This is a genomic window from uncultured Acidaminococcus sp., assembly GCA_900538365.1.
Classification (GTDB): domain Bacteria; phylum Bacillota; class Negativicutes; order Acidaminococcales; family Acidaminococcaceae; genus Acidaminococcus.
Map to the genome: position 1 here is coordinate 26,991 of UPXT01000012.1, position 23,360 is coordinate 50,350.

Here is a 23,360-nt window from a genome sequence, read left to right on the forward strand (position 1 = left end):
GTTTTACACCTCTGCCTTTTTCATATAGGATACAATCTCGGATCGTTTGATTTCTTCCTGGCTGCTGTCAGCCATGTTGCGGACCGTCACGGCACCGCGGCTGCGTTCTTCTTCCCCAAAGATGAGGGCAAAGCGAGCACCTGTGCGGTCAGCTTGTTTCATCTGTGCTTTCATGCTGCGTTCAATCTGGTTCATGTCACAGGAAAAGCCGGCTTCACGCAGGTCCATGACAGCTTTGAATGCATCTGCCGTGCCGCCTGCGTCAGGCACAACGGCAAAGACATCAATGGCTTCTTTTTCAGTCTTGAGGAGTCCCTGCTTTTCAAGGGCCAGAATGATTCGTTCAAGCCCCATAGCAAAGCCAACGCCCGGTGTGGAAGGTCCGCCCAGTTCCTCAACAAGGCCGTCGTAACGACCGCCGCCGCCAATGGCGCTCTGCGCTCCAAGCGGGGAATACTGGACTTCGTAAGCCGTCTTCGTATAGTAGTCAAGGCCGCGGACGAGGGTGCTGTCGACTTCGTAGTCCACGCCTGCTTCATCAAGAAGTTTCTTGACCATTTCAAAATGGTCATGACATTCTTCGCACAGGGAATCAGTAATCTTTGGAGCCCCAGCCATGAAGGGTTTATCATGGTCGACCTTGCAGTCAAGGATACGCAGGGGGCTTCGTTCAAAGCGGCTCTGGCAGTCCTCGCACAGTTCACTAAGATGCGGACGGAAATAGTCCTGCAGCAGGGTGCGGTGCTGGGGGCGGCATTTTGGGCAGCCGACGGAATTGATCTTGAGTTTGAGGTCCTTGAGGCCGAGCCGTTTGAGGACCGTAATGGCAAGCAGGATGGTTTCTGCATCGACCACTGGGGACTGGGAGCCCATGGCTTCGACACCGAACTGATGGAACTGTCTCATACGGCCAGCCTGCGGACGGTCATACCGGAACATGGGTCCAATATAGAAAACCTTCAGCGGCATGGGCTCAGCGTAGAGTTTATTTTCGACGAAGGAACGTACGACAGCAGCCGTGTTTTCGGGGCGAAGCGTAATGCTTCTGCCACTGCGGTCGTTGAACGTATACATTTCCTTATCAACAACGTCCGTGCCGTCACCGATGCCTCTTTGGAAGAGTTCCGTATGCTCGAAGATTGGCGTGCGGATTTCCTGGTAATTGAACTCGCGGCAAACGTCGCGCAAGACGGATTCGACATACCGCCAGCCATTGACCGCGCCGGGCAGAATGTCCTTGGTACCACGGGGTGCCGTTGTTAACATAAATAATCCCCTCCGTTTCCTTCAATAAAAAAGTTCATGTAAATCACTTTAGTTTACCACAAGATACTAGGTGATTTCAATATAAAGCGGCCTAAATTGCCGTATCTCCCTCTTTGGGAAGAGGCTCTCCCCAATGCCAGAAATAGCTATAAAGAATCTTGATGATGGCCAGCACCGGCACAGCAAAGATCAGGCCAATGACACCGGCCAGTTTTCCGCCGATGATGACAGCCAGGATGATGAGGACCGGGTGCAGGGTAATGGCTTTTCCCACAAGGGTGGGCATGATGACCTGGGAGTCGACCTGGTAGTAGACAAGATAAAAAATCAGGACTTGAAGCGCCAAGGCCGGCCGCTGCAAAAGAGCAACGAATACGGCAACTAAGGTCCCCACAACAGAACCCACGAGCGGAATGAGCTCTGTCAGCATGGCAAGAAGACCAAGGACCAAAGTGTACTGCACGCCGAGGACATAATTGCCAATGGTCAGGCAGCCTGCTGCCACAAGACAAAGCTTCAGCATATTGTCCACATAGGTACAAAGCATGCTGCCAATATCTTCAAGGACCTTCTCGGCAAGCGCCTGCCGATCATAAGGAAAGACCTTCACCGCCATGGCCTTTAGGGTCCGCCAATCCTTCAAAAAATAAAAGGTCAGGAAAGGAACGAGGACCATGCTCGCCATGGAACGGGCCACACGGAAAGTCGATGAGATGAGGTCCTGAAAAAGAGCCATGACGTTGCGGCCCGCCGTGGTCAGGGCTTCATTGATGAGGGCCTGCACATTGGCAGGAAGCGCAGCACGGGCCTCCGGGCCAAAGAACCAGTTCATAGTCGCTGACACCTGTGCGGCAAATCCCGGCAGGGCCTTGGTGAGGGTATTGACCTGGGTCACCAAAGGCACCATGAGAATCTGGAGGGCAGCGCTCATAAACAGAAGAAAGATGACAAATGACAGGAGGACGGCCACCGCACTCGGCATACGGCGGTCCCGTCCCCACGTGATCTTTTCAAGCGCCCGGACAATGGGATACAGCAAATAAGAAAAAGCAATGGAAATCAGGACGGGAAGCAGGAAGTCGGCAACCAGGCAAAAAGCCGCAAAACCAAACAGCGCAAAAGCCGACTTGACAAGCATTCCCCAAGGTTTTTGTGTCGTCATAAAAACCGCCTCTTACTGCAGGAACGGATTTCTCCGTTTTTCCCAGCCCACGGTCGTATCCGGTCCATGACCAGGAAACAGCCGATACTCATCGGGGAGGGTCAGGAGTTTTGTCTTGATGGAAGTGAGGATATCATCGTAGGAACCGCCGGGAAGATCCGTACGGCCGATGGATTCAAGAAAAATCGTATCCCCGACAAAAACAACGCCGTCGCCAATGATGCACACACCGCCGCGGGTATGGCCCGGGGTTGCAGCAATGGTAAAGGTCAGACCGGCTTCCGTAACGGTCATGCCGTCTTCAAAATAGACGTCAGGCGGATCAAACGTCTTATCCCGGTCCGTCGAATACGATAGGCTGCTGTTCCAAACGCGGAGCATAGGCGCATCTTCGCGGCTCATATAGACCTTGGCACCGGTCAGCTTCTTGACCTCGTCCAAGGCTGAAATATGGTCGCCATGACCGTGGGTGATAAAGATGGCCGTGATTTTTTTGATTTCGGCTTTTTTAACAGCCTCCATGATCTTGAGCGCTTCATCACCAGGATCGACGATGATGCCCTCCCCTGTCTCCTCATTTTTGATGAGGTAACAGTTTTCTTGAATGGGGCCTACAACAATGCGATAGAGTTTCATAGATGGGTTTCTCCTAAAATGTTTTGAGGCTGTCGATAAGGATGGTCACCGGACCATCATTGATGAGGGATACTTCCATATGAGCCTGGAACTGTCCCGTTTCGGTCTTGATGCCCTTTTCCCGAAAAAGGGCCACTGCCCTTTCATAAAGCCCTTTTGCCTCATCAGGCGGGGCCGACTGGGTAAAGGAAGGCCGTTTGCCATGGCGCACATCCCCTAAGAGGGTGAACTGGCTGACGACAAGGAGCTCTCCTTTAATATCCACAAGGGATCGGTTCATGCGGCCCGCTTCATCATCAAAGACACGGAGACCGGCCACCTTATCCACAATGTAGTGGAGGTCCTTATCCGTGTCCCCTTTTTCGACACCCAAAAGGATCAGAAAACCCTTTTGGATCTGGCCGATAGCTTCTTGGTTGACACTGACACTGGCGCTTAACACGCGCTGGACAACTGCTCTCATGATGCTCCTTTACAGGCCGCTGGTCTTGCGTTCGACTTTGTAGACGCCCTTGATGCGGCGCATGCGGCCAATGATGTAGTTTAGCTGTTCAAGGCTTGTAATGTCAAGGCCCAGATCCACATAAGCCGTTTTATCTGGATTTGTATGGGCATTGAGGGAATTGATATTGACCTTTGTCTCGCTGGCCACGGTCATGATGTTGGCCATGACGCCCGTCTGATCGATGCAGCTCATGCGCAGGACAACCTTGTAGGATTCGTCCGTGTCGATGTTCCACGACACTTCAATCATGCGGTCCGATTCCTCTTTATTGGCAAGGACATTGGGGCAGTCAACGCGATGGACGGACACCCCATGACCGCGAGTGACATAGCCCACAATCGGATCGCCCGGAATGGGGTTGCAGCAGCGGGCAAGCTTCACCATGATATCATCTTCACCCTTGACAAGGATGCCATGGCTTCCTTTATGGGGTTTGGATACCCGCGGTTTAAGTTCCTTAAGGAGTTGGGACAGGTTCTTGGTCTGATTCTGCTTCTGGGCATTTTTATAAAGCTCAATGAGCTTGACCATGACGGTGCTCACAAGGACGCCGCCGTAGCCAATGGCAGCCAGCAAGTTTTCCTCACTGCCGTCAAAATGGGACCGCGTGGCCACTTCCCTGAGGTTTTCGCTCGTCAAAAGCTTTGCCGTATCATAGCCTAGGCGCCGGCATTCATGCTCAAGCATATCCTGTCCATTGACAATATTTTCCTCCCGCCGTTCCTTCTTGAAAAACTGACGGATCTTATTCTTGGTCTGACTCGACCCAACGATGTTGATCCAGTCGCGGCTTGGTCCGGGACTCGTCTTGGAGGTAATGATTTCCACGATATCGCCGTTTTTGAGCTTATAGTCAAGGGGAACAATCTTGCCGTTGATCTTGGCGCCGACACAGCGATTGCCCACGCCCGTATGGATACGATAGGCAAAGTCAATGGGCACGCTGCCAAAAGGCAGGTCAATGACGTCACCTTGAGGCGTAAAGACAAAGACTTCATCAGAAAAAACGTCCATCTTGACCGTATCAACAAATTCGTGGGGATCACGCATATCGCGGTGCCAATCAAGGAGCTGCCGCAGCCAGGCCATCTTTTCATCGGCCGACTTGTCAGACGAGCTCGGCATATTGGATCCACCGGACTCTTTATAACGCCAATGGGCGGCAACACCGTATTCGGAAATGCGGTGCATTTCAAAGGTGCGGATCTGGATTTCAAGCGGCTGCCCGCTCGAAGAAACGACAGTCGTATGAAGGGACTGATAGCCATTTGATTTGGGGACAGCAATATAATCCTTGAAACGGCCCGGAATCGGACGCCACTTGCCGTGGACAATGCCCAGGACGCCGTAGCAGTCCTTTACGCTGTCAACAAGGACGCGGACTGCAAGAAGGTCATAGATTTCATTGATGCTCTTGTTGTCCTTCTGCATCTTCTTGTAGATGCTGTAAAAACTCTTGGGACGGCCCTGAATTTCACACTTGATCCCGCTTTCACTGCACAGACGGCTCAGTTCGTCCATAGCCTCCTGGACCATGGCTTCCCGTTCGTGCCGTTTGACCTTGACCTGCTCCACGAGCTCATAGTAATGCTGCGGCTCCATGTAGCGGAAAGATAGGTCTTCCAGTTCCCATTTGATGGCATAGATTCCTAGGCGATGCGCCAAGGGTGCGTAGATTTCAAGGGTCTCGCTGGAAATCCGTTTTTGTTTATTAGGCGGCATGTATTTCATGGTCCGCATATTATGCAGGCGGTCCGCGAGCTTAATGAGGACCACGCGGATATCCTTTGCCATGGCAAGAAACATCTTCCGATAGTTCTCGACTTGCTGCTCTTCGCGGGAAATATATTCGATCTTGCCGAGTTTGGTGACGCCATCGACGAGACCCGCCACTTCAAGGCCAAAGATATCGGTCAGCTGATCAAGGGTCACATCCGTGTCTTCCACTACATCATGGAGAAAGGCGGCGGCAAGGGTTGTATCATCCATATGAAGCTGGGCCAGGATGCTGGCTACCCCCAGCGGATGGATGATGTAGGGTTCACCGCTGGCCCGTTTCTGGCTGGCATGCTGCTCCGCCGCAAAATTATAGGCCTCCCGGACGAATTCCACTTGGCGAGGGGTCAGGTATTTCCCAATTCTCGCATAAAATTCCTCTGCACTGATTGGTGTTGCATCTAACTGTTCCATCTTCTCACCCCCTCTAATTATTCCATAAGGCTGCAATGGCTGCAGCTTTCATCTGCCAAGCGGCGGTCAGGCGTTTTTCCTTACGGTCCCGCTCAGCGCAAAATTCCTGGTAGGCGGGGCTTTCCGCCATGTCGATGGGCTGTACCTGCTGCGGCACGATGGCGCCATCTTTTTCCAGAAAAAAGTGTAAGTCAAAAAAGAGCTTCAGGACGCGTTCCGTAATGCGGTACCCATCCCGTGTCGATCCCAAAAGGTCCTGTTTTGTGACACAAGGACGCGATGCAAGGACGCTCCGGATATGGGCATAGCAGCGGCGTAAGCCCATGACATCCGGATAGGAAGCAAGAAGGGCTTCCCGGGCGGCCACCATCTCGTCGCGATGATACAGGAGATGGAGCACACCTGCTCCTTTCAGGGGAAAATGAGCCTCATCCATAAGGATAGACGCACCAGCATCATAGAAAATAACCGTTTTGACCCCACTGGGAAGGGGCGCCCCGTAAGGAAGGACATCGACCCAAGGAAGAAAGGACAGCTCTGTTTCACTTTCTTGCTTATATAGTACTGTTTTTTCTTCTTTTTGTAAAATAGTATTTAAAATAGCTTCCTTACTCAGGTTGCTGTGACGCCAATCGACGATCGTCTGTGCCGTATCGACAGCCTTGACCTCAAGGTCCACCGTGGTCACGCCGCGGAAGGTGTTGAGGCGGGGCGCAAAGGCCACAGCTGCCTCTTCCCCCTCGTAGAAGTAATGGCTCCGCGGGCCTTCCTGCCATAAAAGACCTTTATAGCCATAACCGCCGCTTGAAAGATCAAGCCGCAGATGACTGCCCTCTTTTCCCATGGTGCGCACACCCGTGATGACAGCCTTTTCAAACCCCAAGATGGGGGCCGGATTATCCTGGCCAAATGGTTGGAGCCGTTCGAGCTCATGGACAATTTTTTCCGTCACGGCCTCCCCTTCGGGAATGAAATAATCTGGTTCCACTTCTGGTTCATAGATTTCGCCATGAAGGGCCGTTTTCACGGCCTCCGTAAAGAGGCGGCGCAGGTCATCTACTTTATCTTTTTCCATGGTCAGGCCTGCTGCCTGGGCATGACCGCCAAACTGGATCAAGGCAGGGCGGCAGGCTTCCAGGACATGATAGAGATGGACCGGGGGAATACTGCGGCAGGACCCCTTGGCGATGCCATCCTTGATGGACATAAGGATCGTTGGCTGGTGGTATTTTTCGGTCAGGCGGGATGCCACAATACCGATGACACCAGGATGCCAGCCTTCTTTGGCAAGGACAATGCCCCAAGTCGGGATCTTGCCCGAGGCCGTCAGCATAGCTTCGGCTTCTTCAAAGATGCGCTGACTGATTTCCTGGCGTTTGGCGTTAAGGTCATTGAGCTCGCGGGAGAGGGTGCTCGCTTCCTCGCTGTCACTTGTTGTCATTAGCTTTACGGCAAGCATGGCATCATCCAGACGTCCAGCGGCATTGATGCGAGGCCCAAGACCAAAACCAATGGTATCGGTCGTAATGGGTGAGCCTTCCCGCGTCGCCGACTGGACCAGGGCGCGCAGTCCCACAAGGGGCGTATCGGCGATTTTCTTGAGTCCCCTGCGAACAATCTCACGGTTTTCCCCTACAAGGGGCACTACATCCGCTACTGTTGCCACGGCAGCAAGCTCAATCAACTCTGTCCAAAGCGCGCTTTCGGGATGAAAATGATGCCACAGGGCCTGGCAGAGCTTAAAGGCCACTCCACAGCCACAGATGCCCTTTTCAGGGTATGTATCGCCAGGCTGATTGGGATTTACGACCGTGTAGGCCGCCGGCAGCTCCTGCGGGGCCAGATGGTGGTCCGTTATGATGACGTCAAGACCTGCAGGTGCCTTCTTGATTACGTCCGCTCCGCTGATTCCCGTGTCGACAGTAATGACAAGGGTCGACCCACCGCCGTAGATTTTTTCAAGGGCCTCTAGGTTGAGTCCGTACCCTTCTGTATCACGGCGGGGAATATAAACGGCAGCCTTGGCGCCCAAATTTTTTGTTAAAAAGAGAAAGAGCAAGGAGCTGGCAGAAGTTCCGTCTACGTCATAGTCTCCGTAGATTGTGATCTTCTCCTCCTTGCTGAGGGCTTCACAGATCCTCGTGACGGCCCGCTCCATATGGAGCAGCCCATAGGGGTCATGAAAAGGCTCGGGGCTGCCGTCAAGGAAGGTCCGGATGGCTTCAGGGTCCGTCAGGTTCCTTCTCTTGAGAATCCCCATAAGAACAGGAGAAAGGCCCAAGGCCTTTCCCGTTTTCAAAAGGTCGGGATCAAGGGGCCCCACCTTGTGACTGATTTTACTGCAGATCATGGATAAAATCCCTACTTTCCTGGTTCAAATGGTTTGATGATGGGATCAGTATCCTTTTGGGGTGCGTCAGAGACCTTGGGTCTTGCCTTAAAATGAGGAACCGTTCCCATCTTGCGCCGATTCTCGGCATTTTCCTCTTCAAGGGCCCTAATCTGCCCCTTGAGGCGTCGTTCTTTCATGAAGTGCCCGGCCTTTACTTTAAGGGCAATGAGGCCTGACAGGACAAGACCAATGAGAAGGGAGCCGATGATAATCAGGGCAAGACTCATGGAAAAATGCCAGAAGAGGAAGGAAACCTCCACGCTCACAGCGTTTTGGACAGCAAAAATGGCCACACACAGGGAAAGGATTCCCATGATAATCATATAAAACATGGTACTGCCTCCTCTCAACTTATCATAGTGAACAAAATATTATATCATAGATTGGCCTGCAATTTTTTAGGCAAATCCCAAAAAATAGTGGCTATTTGCGATAGCCCGTCTCCCTGTCGACAATATTTTCGAGAGGTTCCCCCTTGATGAAGTGCTCGAGGTTGCGACAGCTTATGGCAATGATTGCGTCCCATGTCGATTGGGCATGGTAACCGCCGCTCACGTGCGGCGTCACAAGAAGGTTCGGTGCCTCCCACAAGGGATCTGATTCAGGAAGCGGTTCAGGCGTTGCCACATCAATGGCAGCGCCGGCAAGATGCCCACTTTGGAGGGCCATCTTAAGTGCGTCCTGATCCACGGCATTGCCGCGGCCGATGTTGACAAAAAGAGCCCCTTGCTTCATCCCAAAGAAACGCTTTTCCGTATACAGCCCCTGCGTAGCCGGTGTGTCAGGAAGACAGGAGACGACCACATCAGCCCGGGCAAGAATATCCCCCAGCAAGGCAAAGGTCCCCATTTCATCAGCTTCTGGGACTAGGTCTGATGAGCGACGTCTGACACCAAGGACGTAGGCTCCCATGGCTTTTGCAATACGGCCAAAATGGCGGCCAATATCGCCAAAACCAATGACAGCGACCGTAGATCCGTAGAGCGTTCTCACTGGACCGGCGTCTTTCCAGCAATGCGCCTTACCCTGATCATAATAAGTCGGAAGGTGCTTCATGAGAAAAAGAAGCGTCGCCAGAATATGTTCACTGATGGCAATTCCATAGGCACCTGTAGCATTGGTAAGAGCCACACCGTCTGGCAGGATGCCAGGTTCGCAGTAGGTATTGGCCCCAGCTGAATTCAGCTGCAGGAAACGCAGCTTGGGCAGGGTTTTGACCTTCTGAGGCGCAATATTTCCAATGATGACATCGGCCTCCTTGAGGGCCGCCTCATTCTTTCCAAACGTAAATTCAGCGTTTGGAGCGGCCTTTTTAAGAGCCGCTTTATGTGTATCTGTTACAGGCATAACAACAGAAACCTTCACAATATGAACCTCCTCTGACGTCTTTTCAGACTGTTTGTTACACCTTTATTGTAGCGAAAAAAAGGGGTTTGAGCAATGGGGAATGGACGATTGCCAGCCCTTCATCCAGCCTCCTTTGAGGGATGAAATCATGCCTAAGACATGACGCTGGATTTTCTTGATGAAAAAGCCCGATTGCGTTAAAAAGCCCGTCTATCAACGAGAAGGAGCATATTCATCTGGTCAAAAGCCGTTGCCCTGTCAGTGATAAAAGCCGAGCTGCCATTTCCAAACGCAAAAAGGAACCTCAGCCCTTTTCCGGAACAAGGGACTGAAGCACCTTTTTCTCTATGAAACTGAATCTTGGGATTGCTTACCGCTATCCCCGCTTTTGGGTCTGTTTATCCCGCATATTCGTCAAAAGGGCGTAAAGAATATCGGCTTCTTCCCGTACCAAGGTGATTCCCTTGCCCATCTTCTGATGATCCTCACTCCACAGGCGGATATCAAGCTTGCTGCGGCCGCCATTATAGGAAACAATATTGAGCTCTTTCGTCCACCCTCGGGGCGTCGTCGAAAGAACACCGATATGACGCTTGATGTCAAAGGAAAAATCGCTGTCGGAACCGTTCTGTTTCTGTTGCATGATACATACTCCTTTTTGTCGATTTCTAGTGCTGGATCTATATCTTGCTGCAGCGTCGTAGGCCTACCCATATTATACCGTAAATCAGGAAAACCATGTTTCCCGATTATTGCGTGAAAACGGCCTTTCAGCACAGAAAAGGAGGCGTTGATAAAAAAGTCCCTTTTTAGGAAAAAGGAGTGTGTGAAAAAAGCACCCTTTACAGCCTTTTCCGCAAGAGGGCCGTCCATAAGGGCAGGATCCATCTTGAGGAAGGAACCCTTGTGGAAATAAAAATGCCTCCATTGCATCCTTAAAAGAAAGGAAGTAAGCAATGGAGGCACGCTGCTGCAGGAAACGGGAATGATTTCCTACCTATGCAGCCTTCAGTGATTTTTCTGCCAGATCAGATAGGCCCCTGCGCATCCGCACAGGAAGTTTGGCACGGCCGCCGCGATAAAAGGCGGAATCACGCCGCCCTGGCCAAGACCGGTCATGAAAGTCATGATGGAGTAATAAATAAAGATGATGACTACGGAAAAGCCCAGGCCCATACTGGTTCCTGCCCGCTGACTTTGAACGCCCAGCGGTACACCGATGAGAGCAAAGAAGAAGCTTGCAAGGGGCACGGTAAAGCGGCTGTAGATTTCCATGACGTATTTGCTCGTCGGCTGGTACTGCCGCTCCAAAATGCCAATGTACATCTTCAATTCTCCGATGGTCATTTCATCAGGGTCTTTCTGATCAAGGGTAATGGTCTTTGGAGTTTCCGTAATGGGAAGGACCTGCTTATCAAAAGTCATAGTCCGTGTGAGCCCTTCCTCGTTCGTGATTTCCGTGATGGTTCCCTTTTCCATGATCCACAACCCATTCTGCCATTTGGCTTCAGGCGTGCGCTGGATACGGACGACACGGCCCTTATCCCAGTCCTCGATGGTGATATCCTTCATGACACCAGCTTTTTCATCAAAGGTCCGAGCATAGGTAAGACGCGTCAGCTGACCCTTGGAGATGTTCTTTAATAGGATATGGTCTTGGGTACGGGGTTTTGTGTTGTTCTTGATTTCCTGCTGGATGATCCGTTCGTACTCAGCTTTCGCCGGCGGCACAACTTTTTCAGCCCAGACCACGGAAAAAAGGCTGACGACGAATCCGGCGGCAAGGATTGGCATGGCAATGCGGCGGAAGCTCATTCCTCCACTGCGCATCGCCGTAATTTCGCTGTTTCCGGACAGCTGTCCCATTGTTAATAAAGAGGCGAGCAGCATACTCATGGGGAAGGTATAGTTGATGACTTCCGGCATGAGGCACAGAAAGAGGCGGAAAAGCGATGAATAGGACGCCCCATACTGCGTAATGTACTGGGTCACGCGGAAAAGGAAGGAGCTGGCCACAAAGATGGTTGAAAAGGCAGCTACCCCAAAAGCAAAGGGCTGCAGCATCTGTTTTAAAATGTATTTATCAAGTATCCTCATGGCACGCCTCACATCTTAAAGTCTTTTCCAAGGTAGTACTTCCGGGCAATCGGGTCGGCAGCGACCTTCTCACTGGGGCCTTCGACCATAATCTTGCCTTCGTTCAGGATGTAGGCCTTATCAACAATGCTGAGCGTTTCACGCACGTTATGATCCGTAATGAGAACGCCAATGCCGCGTTTGGCCAGATGTTTGACAAGAACTTGGATATCAGCCACGGCAATGGGGTCAATGCCTGCAAAAGGTTCATCAAGAAGAATAAAGGCCGGTTCCGTTGCAAGGGCACGGGCGATTTCCACACGACGGCGCTCACCGCCGGAAAGGGCCGTTCCCAGGCTCTTGCGGATGTGTCCAATATGGAACTCTTCAATGAGGGCCTCCATCTTTTCTTGGCGTTTTTTTCCATCCGGTTCTACGTCCTCAAGGATGGCAAGGAGATTTTCCTCTACCGTCAATTTCCGAAAGATCGATGCTTCCTGCGGCAAATACCCAATCCCTGCAAGGGCCCGTTTATACATGGGCAGGTGCGTCACTTCAAGCTCATCCAAATGGACCGTGCCCCGATCTGGATGCTCCAGACCGACGATCATATAAAAGGTTGTTGTCTTGCCGGCACCATTTTTACCGAGCAGGCCAACAATGCTCCCCTGGGCCACTTCGAGGCTGACATGGTCAACAACGACGCGCCCCCCATATTCCTTTACCAGATCATTTGCACGAATTTTCACAGGTTCCTTCTCCTTTAAGCAAGCTCCGTATCAACAGAGCCGATGGTTACAGGCTCACCGGGCCAGTTGTAAAATTTATAGACCGAATCAGGCACGCCTTCGCGCCCTGCAATCTGGAAGGTCGGCACTTCCTCGCCGGGCGCCTCTTCCTTCTTGCGCGGAATGATGACCATCCGTACATCACCGTCGCCTTGGGCAATCTTGCCGCCGGCACCGCGGATTGTAAGCGTATCGCCGCTGACCGTATTGCCTTCCTGCGTCGCGGTCGCGTGGCCGTTCAGATGGATGGTCCCATCGGATTCGTTAAGGTCATATTCAGCCGAATCCGCTCGAGCCGTAAGATCCCGAGGCGGACTGATAAGGCGTACATTGCCGTCAGCAAAAGCTTTGTTTGTTTCCATGTTGTACGTGAGCGAGGCCGCGTCAAGGCTTGACCCGTCATCCATGGTGAGCTGGGCCCAGCTGCCGACGGTTTCAGCGTATTTTGCAGCCGAGTCGTAGTTGACCTGTTCCGCGCGCAGGGTCTTGTCGGCCTTTTTAAGGACGGCATTGCCAATGGCAGAAAGATAATCGCCCTTATTCTTGATGATCAGGGAGGCACTCGTCAGATGAGCATCTTCCTGATCGGCAACGACAGAGCCTTCAAGGCTGCCTTCCCCAGTCTTGGTGTTGTATTCTGCTTTTCTAGCCATGGCGCGGCCTTTATCATGGCGAATTTCCACGTTTCCTTCGGCCACAGCCTGACCACTCTTAAAATCATATTCCACCTTGTCCCCGCTGACGCTTGAAGCGGCAAAAGCCACGGCGCCCATGGACAGAAGGCCGGTCATGAGACAAGTGAGGAAAAGTGCTTTCATTTTCATTTAAAATTCTCCCTTCTGTACGTGTGCATCCTGTTCCAGCGTGGCGTGCTCCATGGGCACATTGAAGGTCGCCTTGCCTCCCGTGGCAACAACGTCATCCTTGGTCAGCCGTGCATGGCCTTCGGCAATGACAATCTGCTTTTGGTTGTTCCAAGTAATCTTATCAGCCGTAACGGTCCCATTGGTACTGGTCGTGCCTTTGGGATTCTTGGTAAGGATGACGCTCTTTGTTTTTACATCCACATCCCCTTCATCAGCCGTAACGGTCATCGTTGAGCCATCTTCATCATAGAAGGTGCCTTTGATGCCCTTCATATGATCAATCTGCGCCTTCCTATCGTAGATCATGGATTCCACCGTCAGGGACCATACCTTACGGCCATCCTTGTTTTCTTCGATGGTGGACCCAATGACCTGATGAGGGTCGGTTTCCTTGGCTTTTTTGACCGTTCCCGCCGTAGGCTTACTCGACAGGAGCCAGGCAATGACACCGCCCATGAGCAGCACGGCACCAATGACCACCATGATTGTCCGTTTATCAGAGCGCATGAATCGCTTTCCTTTCTTATCCTTCATAAGGTGTATTCCACCGGTGCTGGAACCAGATCCAGTTGTCCGGATATTCGCGGATGATGGCTTCCACTTCTTGGGTCATCTTGAGCGTCACGTTGTAATCATCCTTTTTACGGTTCCCTGTGTCCTCATAATAAATGGGATCCTTCACAAAGACGCGGTGGCCGCAGCCATTTTTCCTGCGAATGATGAAGATGGGAATGATGGGAGCCTTGAACTTGCGGGCAAAGTACGCCGGACCTTCCGGCGTCGAAGCCATCTTGCCAAAAAAAGGAACAAAGATGCCATTGTAGCCCCCGTCCTGATCGGCAATCAGGCCCAGCATCCGACCTTTTTTCATCGCTCGGGCACAGCCGAGGATTTCATTGGTCCCACGGGCAAAGATTTCCTGCCCGACACCGCGGCGCAGTTCATTCATGAAATCACTGTAGACCGGGTTGGGCTGAGGTTTTTCCACCGCACTGAGGGGGAATCCATTAAGAGCCAGGGCCGCCCCGAGCCATTCCCAGTTATCCATGTGGCAGGCGAGCATAACAACGCCTTTTTTCTTACTGAGGGCTTCCCAAAGAACTTCGGGCCGATCAAAGGTCACAAGGCCGCGGATGTTGTCCTTATTGAGGGCAGGCATATAGAGCATTTCCATAAAGGTCATGCCCAGATTGAGGAAGAGGCGGTAAATCGTTTCCTTGGCTTTTTTTTCCTCCATGCCCATTCGCTCCATGATGGTCTTTTCCGCACGGATGCGCTGCTTTTTAGCAATATGATAGTATAGTTTACCACAATTTCGTCCCAGGCGGACCACGATTTTATAAGGAAGCCAGGAAACGAAGGTGCTCATCCCTTTGAGAATCGCATAAAGCATTACTGTCTGTCACCGTACCCTTTTACCAGATACCCTTCCACGATACCATCCCAGAGGCCTTTAGCCTTGAGAATCTTCTCGCAGACTTCGCGGACAGCGCCTTCTCCCCCTTTTTTCTCACATACATAATTGGCACGGGCCGCCACCTCAGGCGCCGCATCCTTGGGGGCAAAGGAATAGGCCGCGCGGCTAAAGGCCGGCAGGTCATTGAGATCATCCCCCATGAAAGCCACGGCTTCCATCGGGATACCCAGACGCTGGGCCGCTTCAACGAGGGTCTTTCCTTTATAGACAACATTTTCATAGACATTGCTGATGCCAAGTTCCATGGCGCGATGCAGCACAATCTCACTGTGACGCCCCGTGATGAGGGCTACTTGGACACCATTTCTCATGGCAAGGCTGATGCCCAGGCCGTCGCGCACATTGAAATGTTTACTGAGTTCGTCTTCCTGACCAATGATGATGGATCCATCGGTCATGACGCCGTCCACATCGAGGGCAAGGAGACGGATCTTAGCAAAATCTTCGTCTTTCATCATTTATACCACTCCCTGATGCACAAGATCGGTCATATGGAGCAGGCCGACGACTCTCTTTTCTTCATCCACAACGGGCAGGACCGTAATGGGATGCGGTTTGTTCGATTCCATGAGGTGAAGGGCTTCTGCAGCCAGTTTTCTTGCTGTAATGGTTTTTGGCGACTTTGTCATAAGCTCAGAAACCGGTTTATTGAGAGAGTCAAGGCTCCTTGCAAAGCCGCGGCGGATATCGCCATCCGTGAGGAGCCCTTCAAGGCGGCCCTTTCCATCAACGACGGAAACAGCACCAAGCCCCTTGTCGGTAATGACAAAAAGGGCATCCTTTACGGTCATGTCAGAGGGTACCAACGGATTTTCGTTCCCTTTGTGCATGATATCCCCAACCGTAAGGAGGAGTTTTCTGCCCAGGCTTCCGCCGGGATGGTAAATGGCAAACTGATTTTCCGTAAAATGGCGGGCCGACAGCAGTTCCATAGCAAGGGCATCGCCAAAAGCAAGGGTTGCCGTCGTACTGCTTGTAGGTGCAAGGCCCAAGGGACAGGCTTCCTTCTTGACCCCTACATCAAGGACGATATCCGCATTCTTGGCAAGGGTCGACTCCGGTTTTCCCACCATAGCAATGATGCGGGCCCCAATGCGGCGGATACTGGGCAGGATATGAAGGACCTCGCCTGTTTCCCCGCTGTTTGAAATGGCAAGGACCACGTCACTTTGTGTCACCATGCCGAGATCGCCGTGAATGGCTTCGGCAGGATGCAGGAAAAAGGACGGCGTCCCTGTACTGGCAAGGGTCGCTGCAATCTTGCGTCCAATGATGCCGCTTTTTCCCATTCCCGTTACAATGATGCGGCCGGGACAGTGAAGGATCATTTCAAGAGCGGCTCCAAAATGTGCATCGACACGGGGAATCAGCTCCATGATGGAATCCGCCTCGATCTGGAGGGCTTCTTTAGCGCGTTCAAACATGGTATCACTCCCTACGCCCAATGGCATCAATGGCTTTAGCGTCCAGGAGAACCTGTTCCATCTTGTCAAGGGCAATCATGTTAGGTCCGTCGGAAAGGGCTTCTGCCGGGTTGTCATGGACTTCCATAAAAAGCCCATCGACACCAACTGCTGCAGCCGCGCGGGCCATATGGGGCGCGTACTGGCTCTGGCCACCGGAACTTGTGCCCTTGCCGCCAGGAATCTGGACGCTGTGCGTCACATCCATAATGACCGGATAGCCGAAGTCACGCATGATGGGAAGGCTCCGCATATCCGTTACAAGCGTGTTGTAGCCAAAGCTGGCCCCGCGCTCTGTCAGCATGATCTTTTCCGTTCCAGATCCAACGAGCTTATTGACGACATTTTTCATATCCCACGGAGCCAGGAACTGGCCCTTCTTGACATTCACCACGCGGCCCGTATGGGCTGCTGCCACGAGCAGGTCCGTCTGGCGGCAGAGAAAAGCCGGTATCTGGATGATATCGAGGACTTCCGCTGCTTTTTCGACTTGGTCGGTTTCATGGACATCGGATACAACAGGGACGCCCAGGTCCCTTTTGATCTGCTTCAAGATTTCGAGTCCTTCTTCCAGTCCCGGTCCGCGGAAAGCCGTAAGGCTCGAACGATTTGCTTTATCAAAGGATGCCTTGAAGACATAGGGCAGGCCAACCTTTTCACAAATGGCCTTGGCCCGTTTTCCGATCATGAGACTCCGCTCATAGCCTTCCAGGACACAGGGACCGGCCATGACAAGAAGCGGATGCCCGGCACCGACTTCGTACTTTCCAATCGCTACGGTCTTCATGTTTACTTTCCTTCCTCGGCAGCTCGTGCCGCTTCTTCCTGACGTTTCTTTTCTTCTTCCAATTCAAAGACCTTATTGGCCCGATCCAGATCTTCCTGCGTATCGATACCAATGCCATTGAAATCCGTCGTGAGGACCTTGATCTTGGCACCGGTTTCTAGGGCACGCAGCTGTTCCAGGCCTTCAATCTGTTCAAGGGGCGTGGGAAGCAGTGCCGCAAATTTCAAAAGAAAGTCCCGACGGTAGGCATAGATGCCGATGTGCTTATATACCTTGAACTCCGGCGTCTTATGACGGGGATACGGAATCAGGCTGCGGGAGAAATAGATGGCATAACCGCTTTGGTCCGTAACCACTTTGACTGCATTGGGATCGTCATATTCGGACGGATCCATAAGGGTCTTTGCCGTCGCCATCTGGAGTTGGTCGTTGTTTTCGAACGCTTCACAGAGGGAATCAATCAGTTCCGGCGGGATCATCGGCTCATCCCCTTGGACATTGATGATGACATCTATCTTATCGTAGCTCAAAGCCACCTCGGCAAGACGATCCGTACCGGACGGATGCGTAGCTGCCGTCATCATCGCCTTGCCGCCAAAGCCTTCCACGGTTTCCTTGATGCGTTCATCATCGGTAGCAACAATGATCTCATCAGGAATCTTGGCTTGGGCTGCCCGTTCATAGACACGCTGAATCATGGGCTTACCGGCCAGATTTGCAAGAGGTTTCCCCGGCAGACGGGTAGAAGCATAACGCGCCGGAATCACACATAAAACTTTCATTGTCTTTTGTTCTCCTTTTCGATGGCAGTGGTGATCGTTTTTACAAACGCCTCTTCCCCACTGGTGATCTGGATTTCCATGTCTAGGACATAGAGGGGGACCTCACGATGGAGGTAGATGAATTCTGTCGGGATCTTAACAGCGTCCTTGCCTGTTGTGACAAGGGCCGTGACCCGTTTGCTGATGGCCCGTTCCATGATGTACTGCATTTCCACCATGCCATAGTCGTGATGGTCCGGGTAACGGATCGCTTCCGCAATCTTAAGCCCTTCACCAGCCATGGTCTGTTCAAAACTTGACGGGTTGCCAATGGCCGAAAAGACCATGACTTCCTGTCCTTTGAGTGCTTCAAGGGGAAGTGTCTTGGAACCATCATTTTTATACCAATCGGCAATCTCAATGAACGCACAGGGTTTGTGGATACTTTCCACGATGGGCGCATTGGGTTTGTAGCGATGCAATTGGTCGCAGAGCGTCGCTCGGGAAATGGGTGAGCTCTGATCGCATTTGGTAAGCAGGAAGAGGTCAGCGCGGCTGAGGTTCTTCAGCGGTTCGCGCAGGGTGCCTCTTGGCAGGATGCTGCCATTGCCAAACATATTGAGCGTATCCACAAGGACCACATCCAGATCCCGGTGGAGCTGCCAATGCTGGTAGCCATCATCGAGGATGATGACTTCAGCTTTGAATTTATCGACAGCATACTGACCTGTAATGGCGCGTTCCTTCCCAATGACAACGGGAATGCCAGGCAGCTGTTTTGCCATGAGGAAGGCTTCGTCACCGGCTTCGTAAGCGGTCATATAGATTTTCTTGCCGTCGGAAACGACACCAATCTTTTCCTGCCAGTGGGACCGATAGCCACGGTTCAAAATGACAACACGGTAACCCATGTCGCGGATCATCAGAGCGACCTTCTGGGCAGTTGGGGTCTTTCCCGTTCCGCCAACCGTAATATTGCCAATGCTGATGACACAGCAGTCCAGCTTGGTCGTCGGCAGGAGATGATGGTTGTAGCAGCTCAGTTTGAGGCGGACCCCCACTTCGTAAAGTACGGACAGGACGCGGAGCAAGGAAAGGACCAACCAGTCCAGCACAGTATTGTCCTCGCCATGGGAAAGCTGGATCAAATACTGCGTCACTGCATCTCCTGGACGCATGCGGGGCGATACCTCGTCGTTGATGTTGCGCGTGCTGATCTTATAGTGGGTATTGACCATACTCTCTGTGGCGGTAAGCCGCAGGAGCTCCTTAAGATAACCAATGGTACGGACGGCGGCACCGCGGTTTTCGCGGATGACCTGGATGGACGCGTCGCCCATCTTTTTGCGGAGTGCGTCATCACGCAGGATCTTAAGGATCATAGCGGTCAGTTCCTTGGTATCCCGGATCTGGACACAGGCCCCCACCTTGCTCAAAAGGGAGAAGGAATCCTTGAAGTTTGACATGCTCGGGCCCACAATGATTGGTTTGGCGTGAGCCGCCGGCTCAAGGACATTGTGTCCGCCATGGTTGATGAGGCTGCCGCCGACAAAGACGACATCACCTACGGCATAGATGCGCCCCAATTCCCCAATCGTATCGATGAGGATGACAGGGTAACGCGGCCGCTGGCCTTTTTCGTCGCGAAGGACGGAGCGCAGGCCCACTGTGAGTCCGAAACGTTCAGCAAGACGCGTGATTTCATGCGTCCGTCCCGGCTTTCTCGGGGCAATGAGAAGCCTTGCCTTAAGAAATTCCTTTTGGACTTCAGTAAACGCTTCAAAAAGCTTTTCTTCTTCCGTCGGATGGGTACTGCCTGCAACAATGATTGGATAATCATCGTAAAGACCGAGTTCTTCCTTGTAGGTCTTAAGGTCTTTCGGCGTCACTTCCGCATAGGTCTGGTCAAATTTCGTATTGCCCGTTATGTAGATGCGGCGCTTTTCTGCGCCCAAATGCTCAATATATTCAGCGTCAATGGAGCTTTGCATACAAAAACGGGTCACGCTTCCCATCATATCGTCAAGGATGCCGTAAAGGTACCGGTAACTTTTGACTGATTTATCGGAAATACGGCCGTTTACCATCATGACAGGAATGCGGCGGCGCTTGATGGCACGCAGGAAATTCGGCCACAGCTCCGTTTCCACAGGCATAAAGATACGCGGCATGATGCGCTTGACAAAGGACTCCGATACAAAAGGCATATCAAGCGGGAAATAGATGATGGCATCCGCTTCGGGAATAATTTGGTGGGCCATGTTGTAGCCCCCCGTCGTCACGGCGGAAACCAGGATCTTGGCATCAGGCATAGCCTTGCGGATTTCCTTTACAAGGGGGCTTGTGGCCACAATTTCACCCACGCTGGCCCCGTGGATCCAGATACAGTTCTGGTGCGCGACTGCTGCGATTTCATCGTCACGGATAAAGCCCATGCTCTGGCGGAAGCGGCGGGGAAATCCCTTTTCCCGGAAATAGCGCCAGATGAAATAAGGCAGTACAAAAAAGATCAGCAGCATCACTGCCAGGAAGTTATACAGATAATACATGAGTCACCCTCGTTTCACTTTATCGGGAAACCTATCTCCCGTGCCTTTTAGGCGTCTTCACTTGCGTCATCCCCAAAAGTGCCGGATGCCGTCTGGTTCTCCTTGAATTGGATATCATGCAGATGGGCATAAAGACCATGTTTTGCCATGAGCTGCTGATGGGTTCCTTCTTCTACAATGGAGCCCTTGTCAAGGACAATGATTTTGGCAGCGTTTTGGATCGTCGACAGCCGGTGGGCAATGACAAAGCTTGTGCGGCCCACCATCAGGCGATCCAAGGCCTCCTGGACAATGCGTTCGCTTTCCGTATCAAGGGCACTTGTTGCCTCGTCAAGGATCAGGATACGCGGGTTCTTGAGGATGGCCCGGGCAATAGAAATACGCTGGCGCTGACCTCCGGAAATATTGACGCCCCGGTCGCCAAGCTGCGTGTCATAGCCCTTGGGCAGCTGCTGGATGAATTCATCGGCATTTGCGGCTTTGGCCGCTGCAATGACCTCATCCCGCGTTGCATCCAGCCGTCCGTAAAGAATGTTGTTATAGACCGTATCGTTAAAGAGGTTTGTTTCCTGGGGTACAATGCCGACCTGTTCGCGCAGGCTCGCAAGCGTCACATCCCGAACATCGTGACCATCAACAAGGATGGCTCCTTCCGTCACGTCATAAAAACGGGGCAACAGACTTGCTACCGTTGACTTACCGGCGCCGGAAGGCCCCACAAGGGCAATGGCTTGACCGGGCTTTGCAGAAAAACTCACATCGTGGAGGATGGTCTCGCCTTTATTGTAGGCAAAAGATACATGACGGAATTCCACATTTCCCTCAACACTGGGCAGCGTGATGGCATCCGGCTTTTGCGGAATCGTATCTGTCAGGTCCATGATGTAAAAGACACGTTCAGCCGCAGCAAGCGCCTTTTGGATGCTTCCCATGACACGGGCAATCCGCTTGATGGGGTTGGAAATATTGATGGCATAGACGAGGAAGGCTACAAGGGACCCAGCCGTAATGTCACCGTCGATAACGGAACGGCCGCCAAACCAAATGATAGCCGTTACCCCAAGGGCCGCAATAAACTCAATGACAGGAGACAAGGTCCCCATGAGCTTGGCACTTTTCATATTGGCATAGAAATTGGCCTTGTTCTGCTGATCGAAGCGGGCAATTTCATAAGGTTCACGGACAAAGCTCTTCACAACCCGTGTAGCAGCCAAGGTTTCCTGCAGGATGGATGTAATATCCGCCGTTGCCTGCTGGATGCGGTGCCCGCTCTTGCGGATCTTCTTGCCGAAGAAATCCATGAAGAAAAGAACCACCGGGAACGTGCAGAACGTGAAAAGGGTCAGCTTCCAGTCGAGGTAGACCATAGCGCCGACGCTCCCGATAAGGACGCTCGTTTCCGTGATGATTTCAATGGAATTGGCCACCATGGCGCCTTGGAGGGCTGCCACATCGTTTGTGACATAACTCATGATGGTTCCCAGCTTGTTCGTGTCAAAAAAATGAGTCGACAGGGTCATGAGCTTGCGGTAGACGATTCCCCGCACGTCGATGACGATGCTTTCGCCGACATAGTTCATGAGGTAGCTCTGACCATAGTAGAAAATGCCGCGAGCAAAGAAAATAACCACGATTCCAAGGGAAATCAAGTTGAGGAGATCACTGTCCTTATTCTGGAAAACCTTATCGATGACGTCGCGGACAATCCACGGCACATAAAGGTTGGCAGCGGCCGTCATGACCGTACAGAAACCGGCAGCAATGAGGCGCCCCAGGTATGGACGGATGAATTTAAGGATTCTAAGATATAGGTTCATTTCTTCTCCTTGGCAGTTTCAAGTATAAGGGCAGCTGTCCGCTTGACAGCGCCCGGAGCTCCGAGTTTACAGATGGCCTCCCGAAGATCCTGATGAACCTTGGTCCCTTCGGAAGGATCCAAAAAGCGCAGGACGTGACGGGCCATATTTTCGGGTGTCATCTTTTCCTGAATGAGTTCGGGCAGGATTTCCCGACCCGCCAAAAGATTGGGCAGACCTGCATATTTCACTTTGACGAGAGCTTTAGCAATGGCCATGCTGAGGGGACTTGCCTTGTAGCAGATGACGCTGGGAAGATTCATGAGGGCCGCTTCCAGGACGACCGTTCCGCTTGTAGCAAGGGCCGCGTCGCAGGCACCCATGGTGTCATAGGGATGATCTTCGACAATGGGGACGGGAACCTTGGACGCAGCAAGGGCTGCTTCAAGCTTCCGGCGGTCCACATTGGGCGCCTTTTGGAGGATAAAATCCGCATCAGGCCGGGCCTTTTTAATAAGCGGCAGTGCTTCAAGCATCACGGGAAGGACGCCTCGAAGTTCACCCTGGCGGCTTCCCGGAAGCAGCAGGATGAGCGGATGGCCAGTCCTTTTACCGACCGCCTTTTGGGCTTCAGCTTGGCTCATCGTAGGTTTTACGATATCAACAAGGGGATTGCCCACAAATTCAACAGGGGCGCCGGCTTCCTTATAGACCTCATAAGCAAAAGGATAGATGCAGGCCACACGGGCTGCCAGACGAGCCACCATCTTGGCCCGCCCCCGCCGCCAGGCCCACGCCGAAGGCGGAATGAAGCAGAAAACGGGAATGCCCAACTGCTTTGCGACCTTGGCCACACGCATATTAAAATCAGGATAATCGACAGTCACAAAAATATCCGGTTTCCGTTCCACCATAACCTGGCGAAAAGCATCCCGGAGCCGAAACAGGGCTGGGAGCTTCCGGAGGACCTCAACAAAACCCATGACGCTGTTGTCTTTATAATCAAAAATAACCTCTCCGCCAGCAGACCGGAGCGCATCGCCGCCCATGCCAAACACTTCGGCATCAGGCGCAAGGGAAAGGATTTCCCTCGTCAGGGCTGCGGCATGCAGGTCGCCGGAGGCTTCGCCGGCTGAGATGAAGATACGCATCCTATGGAACCCTCCTCACGTAGGATTAAATGACAGTTTGACAGTTTATTATATCATATTGGAGGAATTTTTGCTGTAGCTTTGGAGTATGGGGTATGTGTCAACATTTTCTCGGGAGACCCCTATAAGATTGTGTTGCAGCTTAATT

At 52.3% G+C, this 23,360-nt stretch carries 21 protein-coding genes; all 21 read right to left on the reverse strand.

Annotated elements, in window-relative coordinates:
* Positions 1-3: 3 nt before the first annotated feature.
* The 21 genes from hisS to lpxB all read right to left on the reverse strand — a co-directional run bounded on the left by hisS (position 4) and on the right by lpxB (position 23,212).
* Entirely contained in the window at positions 4-1,266 is a 1,263-nt protein-coding gene (gene hisS, locus QZQ08_RS04005; RefSeq protein WP_296328202.1) for a histidine--tRNA ligase, read from the reverse strand.
* Between the two features lie 91 nt (positions 1,267-1,357).
* A complete protein-coding gene (locus QZQ08_RS04010; protein ID WP_296328204.1) occupies positions 1,358-2,428 on the reverse strand; it encodes an AI-2E family transporter in 1,071 nt (356 codons plus the stop codon).
* A 12-nt stretch (positions 2,429-2,440) separates the two neighbouring features.
* Entirely contained in the window at positions 2,441-3,064 is a 624-nt protein-coding gene (locus QZQ08_RS04015) for an MBL fold metallo-hydrolase (protein WP_296328206.1), read from the reverse strand.
* 13 nt (positions 3,065-3,077) lie between these two features.
* The gene (gene dtd / locus QZQ08_RS04020) at positions 3,078-3,527 is read right to left on the reverse strand and encodes a D-aminoacyl-tRNA deacylase (protein WP_296328208.1); all 450 of its coding nucleotides are present in this window, start codon (positions 3,525-3,527) and stop codon (positions 3,078-3,080) included.
* A gap of 9 nt (positions 3,528-3,536) precedes the next feature.
* Complete coding sequence (locus QZQ08_RS04025) at positions 3,537-5,759, reverse strand: bifunctional (p)ppGpp synthetase/guanosine-3',5'-bis(diphosphate) 3'-pyrophosphohydrolase (protein WP_296328210.1); 2,223 nt, start codon at positions 5,757-5,759, stop codon at positions 3,537-3,539.
* Between the two features lie 13 nt (positions 5,760-5,772).
* Positions 5,773-8,109, reverse strand: a complete 2,337-nt coding sequence (recJ, locus tag QZQ08_RS04030; protein WP_296328212.1) for a single-stranded-DNA-specific exonuclease RecJ — start codon at positions 8,107-8,109, stop codon at positions 5,773-5,775.
* Positions 8,110-8,120: 11 nt separating this feature from the next.
* Positions 8,121-8,483 carry a lipopolysaccharide assembly LapA domain-containing protein gene (locus tag QZQ08_RS04035; protein WP_296328213.1) on the reverse strand — a complete coding sequence of 121 codons (363 nt, stop codon included), beginning with the start codon at positions 8,481-8,483 and terminating at the stop codon, positions 8,121-8,123.
* Between the two features lie 91 nt (positions 8,484-8,574).
* Entirely contained in the window at positions 8,575-9,516 is a 942-nt protein-coding gene (locus QZQ08_RS04040; protein ID WP_296328216.1) for a D-2-hydroxyacid dehydrogenase, read from the reverse strand.
* Between the two features lie 358 nt (positions 9,517-9,874).
* A complete protein-coding gene (locus tag QZQ08_RS04045; protein ID WP_296328220.1) occupies positions 9,875-10,141 on the reverse strand; it encodes a YdbC family protein in 267 nt (88 codons plus the stop codon).
* A 365-nt stretch (positions 10,142-10,506) separates the two neighbouring features.
* Positions 10,507-11,595 (reverse strand): LptF/LptG family permease, encoded by a 1,089-nt coding sequence (locus QZQ08_RS04050; RefSeq protein WP_296328222.1) that lies wholly within the window; start codon positions 11,593-11,595, stop codon positions 10,507-10,509.
* A gap of 8 nt (positions 11,596-11,603) precedes the next feature.
* On the reverse strand, positions 11,604-12,323 hold the full coding sequence (gene lptB, locus QZQ08_RS04055) for an LPS export ABC transporter ATP-binding protein (protein WP_296328226.1): 720 nt from the start codon (positions 12,321-12,323) through the stop codon (positions 11,604-11,606).
* Between the two features lie 14 nt (positions 12,324-12,337).
* A complete protein-coding gene (locus tag QZQ08_RS04060) occupies positions 12,338-13,186 on the reverse strand; it encodes an LptA/OstA family protein (protein ID WP_296328229.1) in 849 nt (282 codons plus the stop codon).
* Positions 13,187-13,735: an LPS export ABC transporter periplasmic protein LptC gene (gene lptC / locus QZQ08_RS04065; RefSeq protein ID WP_296328231.1), complete on the reverse strand. Its 549-nt coding sequence runs from the start codon at positions 13,733-13,735 to the stop codon at positions 13,187-13,189. It lies immediately after the preceding gene.
* A 16-nt stretch (positions 13,736-13,751) separates the two neighbouring features.
* Complete coding sequence (locus QZQ08_RS04070; protein WP_296328232.1) at positions 13,752-14,621, reverse strand: lysophospholipid acyltransferase family protein; 870 nt, start codon at positions 14,619-14,621, stop codon at positions 13,752-13,754.
* The gene (locus tag QZQ08_RS04075; RefSeq protein WP_296328238.1) at positions 14,621-15,163 is read right to left on the reverse strand and encodes an HAD family hydrolase; all 543 of its coding nucleotides are present in this window, start codon (positions 15,161-15,163) and stop codon (positions 14,621-14,623) included. Before QZQ08_RS04075 ends, QZQ08_RS04070 begins: the two co-directional genes overlap by 1 nt.
* Positions 15,164-16,129, reverse strand: a complete 966-nt coding sequence (locus QZQ08_RS04080; RefSeq protein WP_296328241.1) for an SIS domain-containing protein — start codon at positions 16,127-16,129, stop codon at positions 15,164-15,166.
* Positions 16,130-16,133: 4 nt separating this feature from the next.
* Positions 16,134-16,955, reverse strand: a complete 822-nt coding sequence (kdsA, locus tag QZQ08_RS04085; protein WP_296328244.1) for a 3-deoxy-8-phosphooctulonate synthase — start codon at positions 16,953-16,955, stop codon at positions 16,134-16,136.
* 2 nt (positions 16,956-16,957) lie between these two features.
* A complete protein-coding gene (gene kdsB, locus QZQ08_RS04090) occupies positions 16,958-17,737 on the reverse strand; it encodes a 3-deoxy-manno-octulosonate cytidylyltransferase (RefSeq protein WP_296328248.1) in 780 nt (259 codons plus the stop codon).
* Positions 17,734-20,265, reverse strand: coding sequence for a tetraacyldisaccharide 4'-kinase (gene lpxK / locus QZQ08_RS04095; RefSeq protein WP_296328252.1), 2,532 nt, complete (start codon positions 20,263-20,265; stop codon positions 17,734-17,736). Before lpxK ends, kdsB begins: the two co-directional genes overlap by 4 nt.
* A 47-nt stretch (positions 20,266-20,312) precedes the next feature.
* Positions 20,313-22,082: an ABC transporter ATP-binding protein gene (locus QZQ08_RS04100; RefSeq protein ID WP_296328254.1), complete on the reverse strand. Its 1,770-nt coding sequence runs from the start codon at positions 22,080-22,082 to the stop codon at positions 20,313-20,315.
* Positions 22,079-23,212, reverse strand: a complete 1,134-nt coding sequence (lpxB, locus tag QZQ08_RS04105; protein ID WP_296328257.1) for a lipid-A-disaccharide synthase — start codon at positions 23,210-23,212, stop codon at positions 22,079-22,081. Before lpxB ends, QZQ08_RS04100 begins: the two co-directional genes overlap by 4 nt.
* Positions 23,213-23,360: the final 148 nt, after the last annotated feature.

Excerpts from the sequence above, each read along its gene's own strand:
- QZQ08_RS04015 (WP_296328206.1), bottom strand. The coding sequence starts at position 3,064 with ATGAAACTCTATCGCATTGTTGTAGGCCCCATTCAAGAAAACTGTTAC.
- kdsA (WP_296328244.1), bottom strand. The coding sequence starts at position 16,955 with ATGAAGACCGTAGCGATTGGAAAGTACGAAGTCGGTGCCGGGCATCCG.
- QZQ08_RS04070 (WP_296328232.1), bottom strand. The coding sequence starts at position 14,621 with ATGCTTTATGCGATTCTCAAAGGGATGAGCACCTTCGTTTCCTGGCTT.
- lpxB (WP_296328257.1), bottom strand. The coding sequence starts at position 23,212 with ATGCGTATCTTCATCTCAGCCGGCGAAGCCTCCGGCGACCTGCATGCC.
- QZQ08_RS04010 (WP_296328204.1), bottom strand. The coding sequence starts at position 2,428 with ATGACGACACAAAAACCTTGGGGAATGCTTGTCAAGTCGGCTTTTGCG.
- QZQ08_RS04060 (WP_296328229.1), bottom strand. The coding sequence starts at position 13,186 with ATGAAAATGAAAGCACTTTTCCTCACTTGTCTCATGACCGGCCTTCTG.
- lptC (WP_296328231.1), bottom strand. The coding sequence starts at position 13,735 with ATGCGCTCTGATAAACGGACAATCATGGTGGTCATTGGTGCCGTGCTG.
- QZQ08_RS04025 (WP_296328210.1), bottom strand. The coding sequence starts at position 5,759 with ATGGAACAGTTAGATGCAACACCAATCAGTGCAGAGGAATTTTATGCG.
- QZQ08_RS04045 (WP_296328220.1), bottom strand. The coding sequence starts at position 10,141 with ATGCAACAGAAACAGAACGGTTCCGACAGCGATTTTTCCTTTGACATC.
- dtd (WP_296328208.1), bottom strand. The coding sequence starts at position 3,527 with ATGAGAGCAGTTGTCCAGCGCGTGTTAAGCGCCAGTGTCAGTGTCAAC.
- QZQ08_RS04075 (WP_296328238.1), bottom strand. The coding sequence starts at position 15,163 with ATGATGAAAGACGAAGATTTTGCTAAGATCCGTCTCCTTGCCCTCGAT.
- QZQ08_RS04050 (WP_296328222.1), bottom strand. The coding sequence starts at position 11,595 with ATGAGGATACTTGATAAATACATTTTAAAACAGATGCTGCAGCCCTTT.
- QZQ08_RS04100 (WP_296328254.1), bottom strand. The coding sequence starts at position 22,082 with ATGAACCTATATCTTAGAATCCTTAAATTCATCCGTCCATACCTGGGG.
- recJ (WP_296328212.1), bottom strand. The coding sequence starts at position 8,109 with ATGATCTGCAGTAAAATCAGTCACAAGGTGGGGCCCCTTGATCCCGAC.
- kdsB (WP_296328248.1), bottom strand. The coding sequence starts at position 17,737 with ATGAAAGTTTTATGTGTGATTCCGGCGCGTTATGCTTCTACCCGTCTG.
- hisS (WP_296328202.1), bottom strand. The coding sequence starts at position 1,266 with ATGTTAACAACGGCACCCCGTGGTACCAAGGACATTCTGCCCGGCGCG.
- lpxK (WP_296328252.1), bottom strand. The coding sequence starts at position 20,265 with ATGTATTATCTGTATAACTTCCTGGCAGTGATGCTGCTGATCTTTTTT.
- QZQ08_RS04035 (WP_296328213.1), bottom strand. The coding sequence starts at position 8,483 with ATGTTTTATATGATTATCATGGGAATCCTTTCCCTGTGTGTGGCCATT.
- QZQ08_RS04080 (WP_296328241.1), bottom strand. The coding sequence starts at position 16,129 with ATGTTTGAACGCGCTAAAGAAGCCCTCCAGATCGAGGCGGATTCCATC.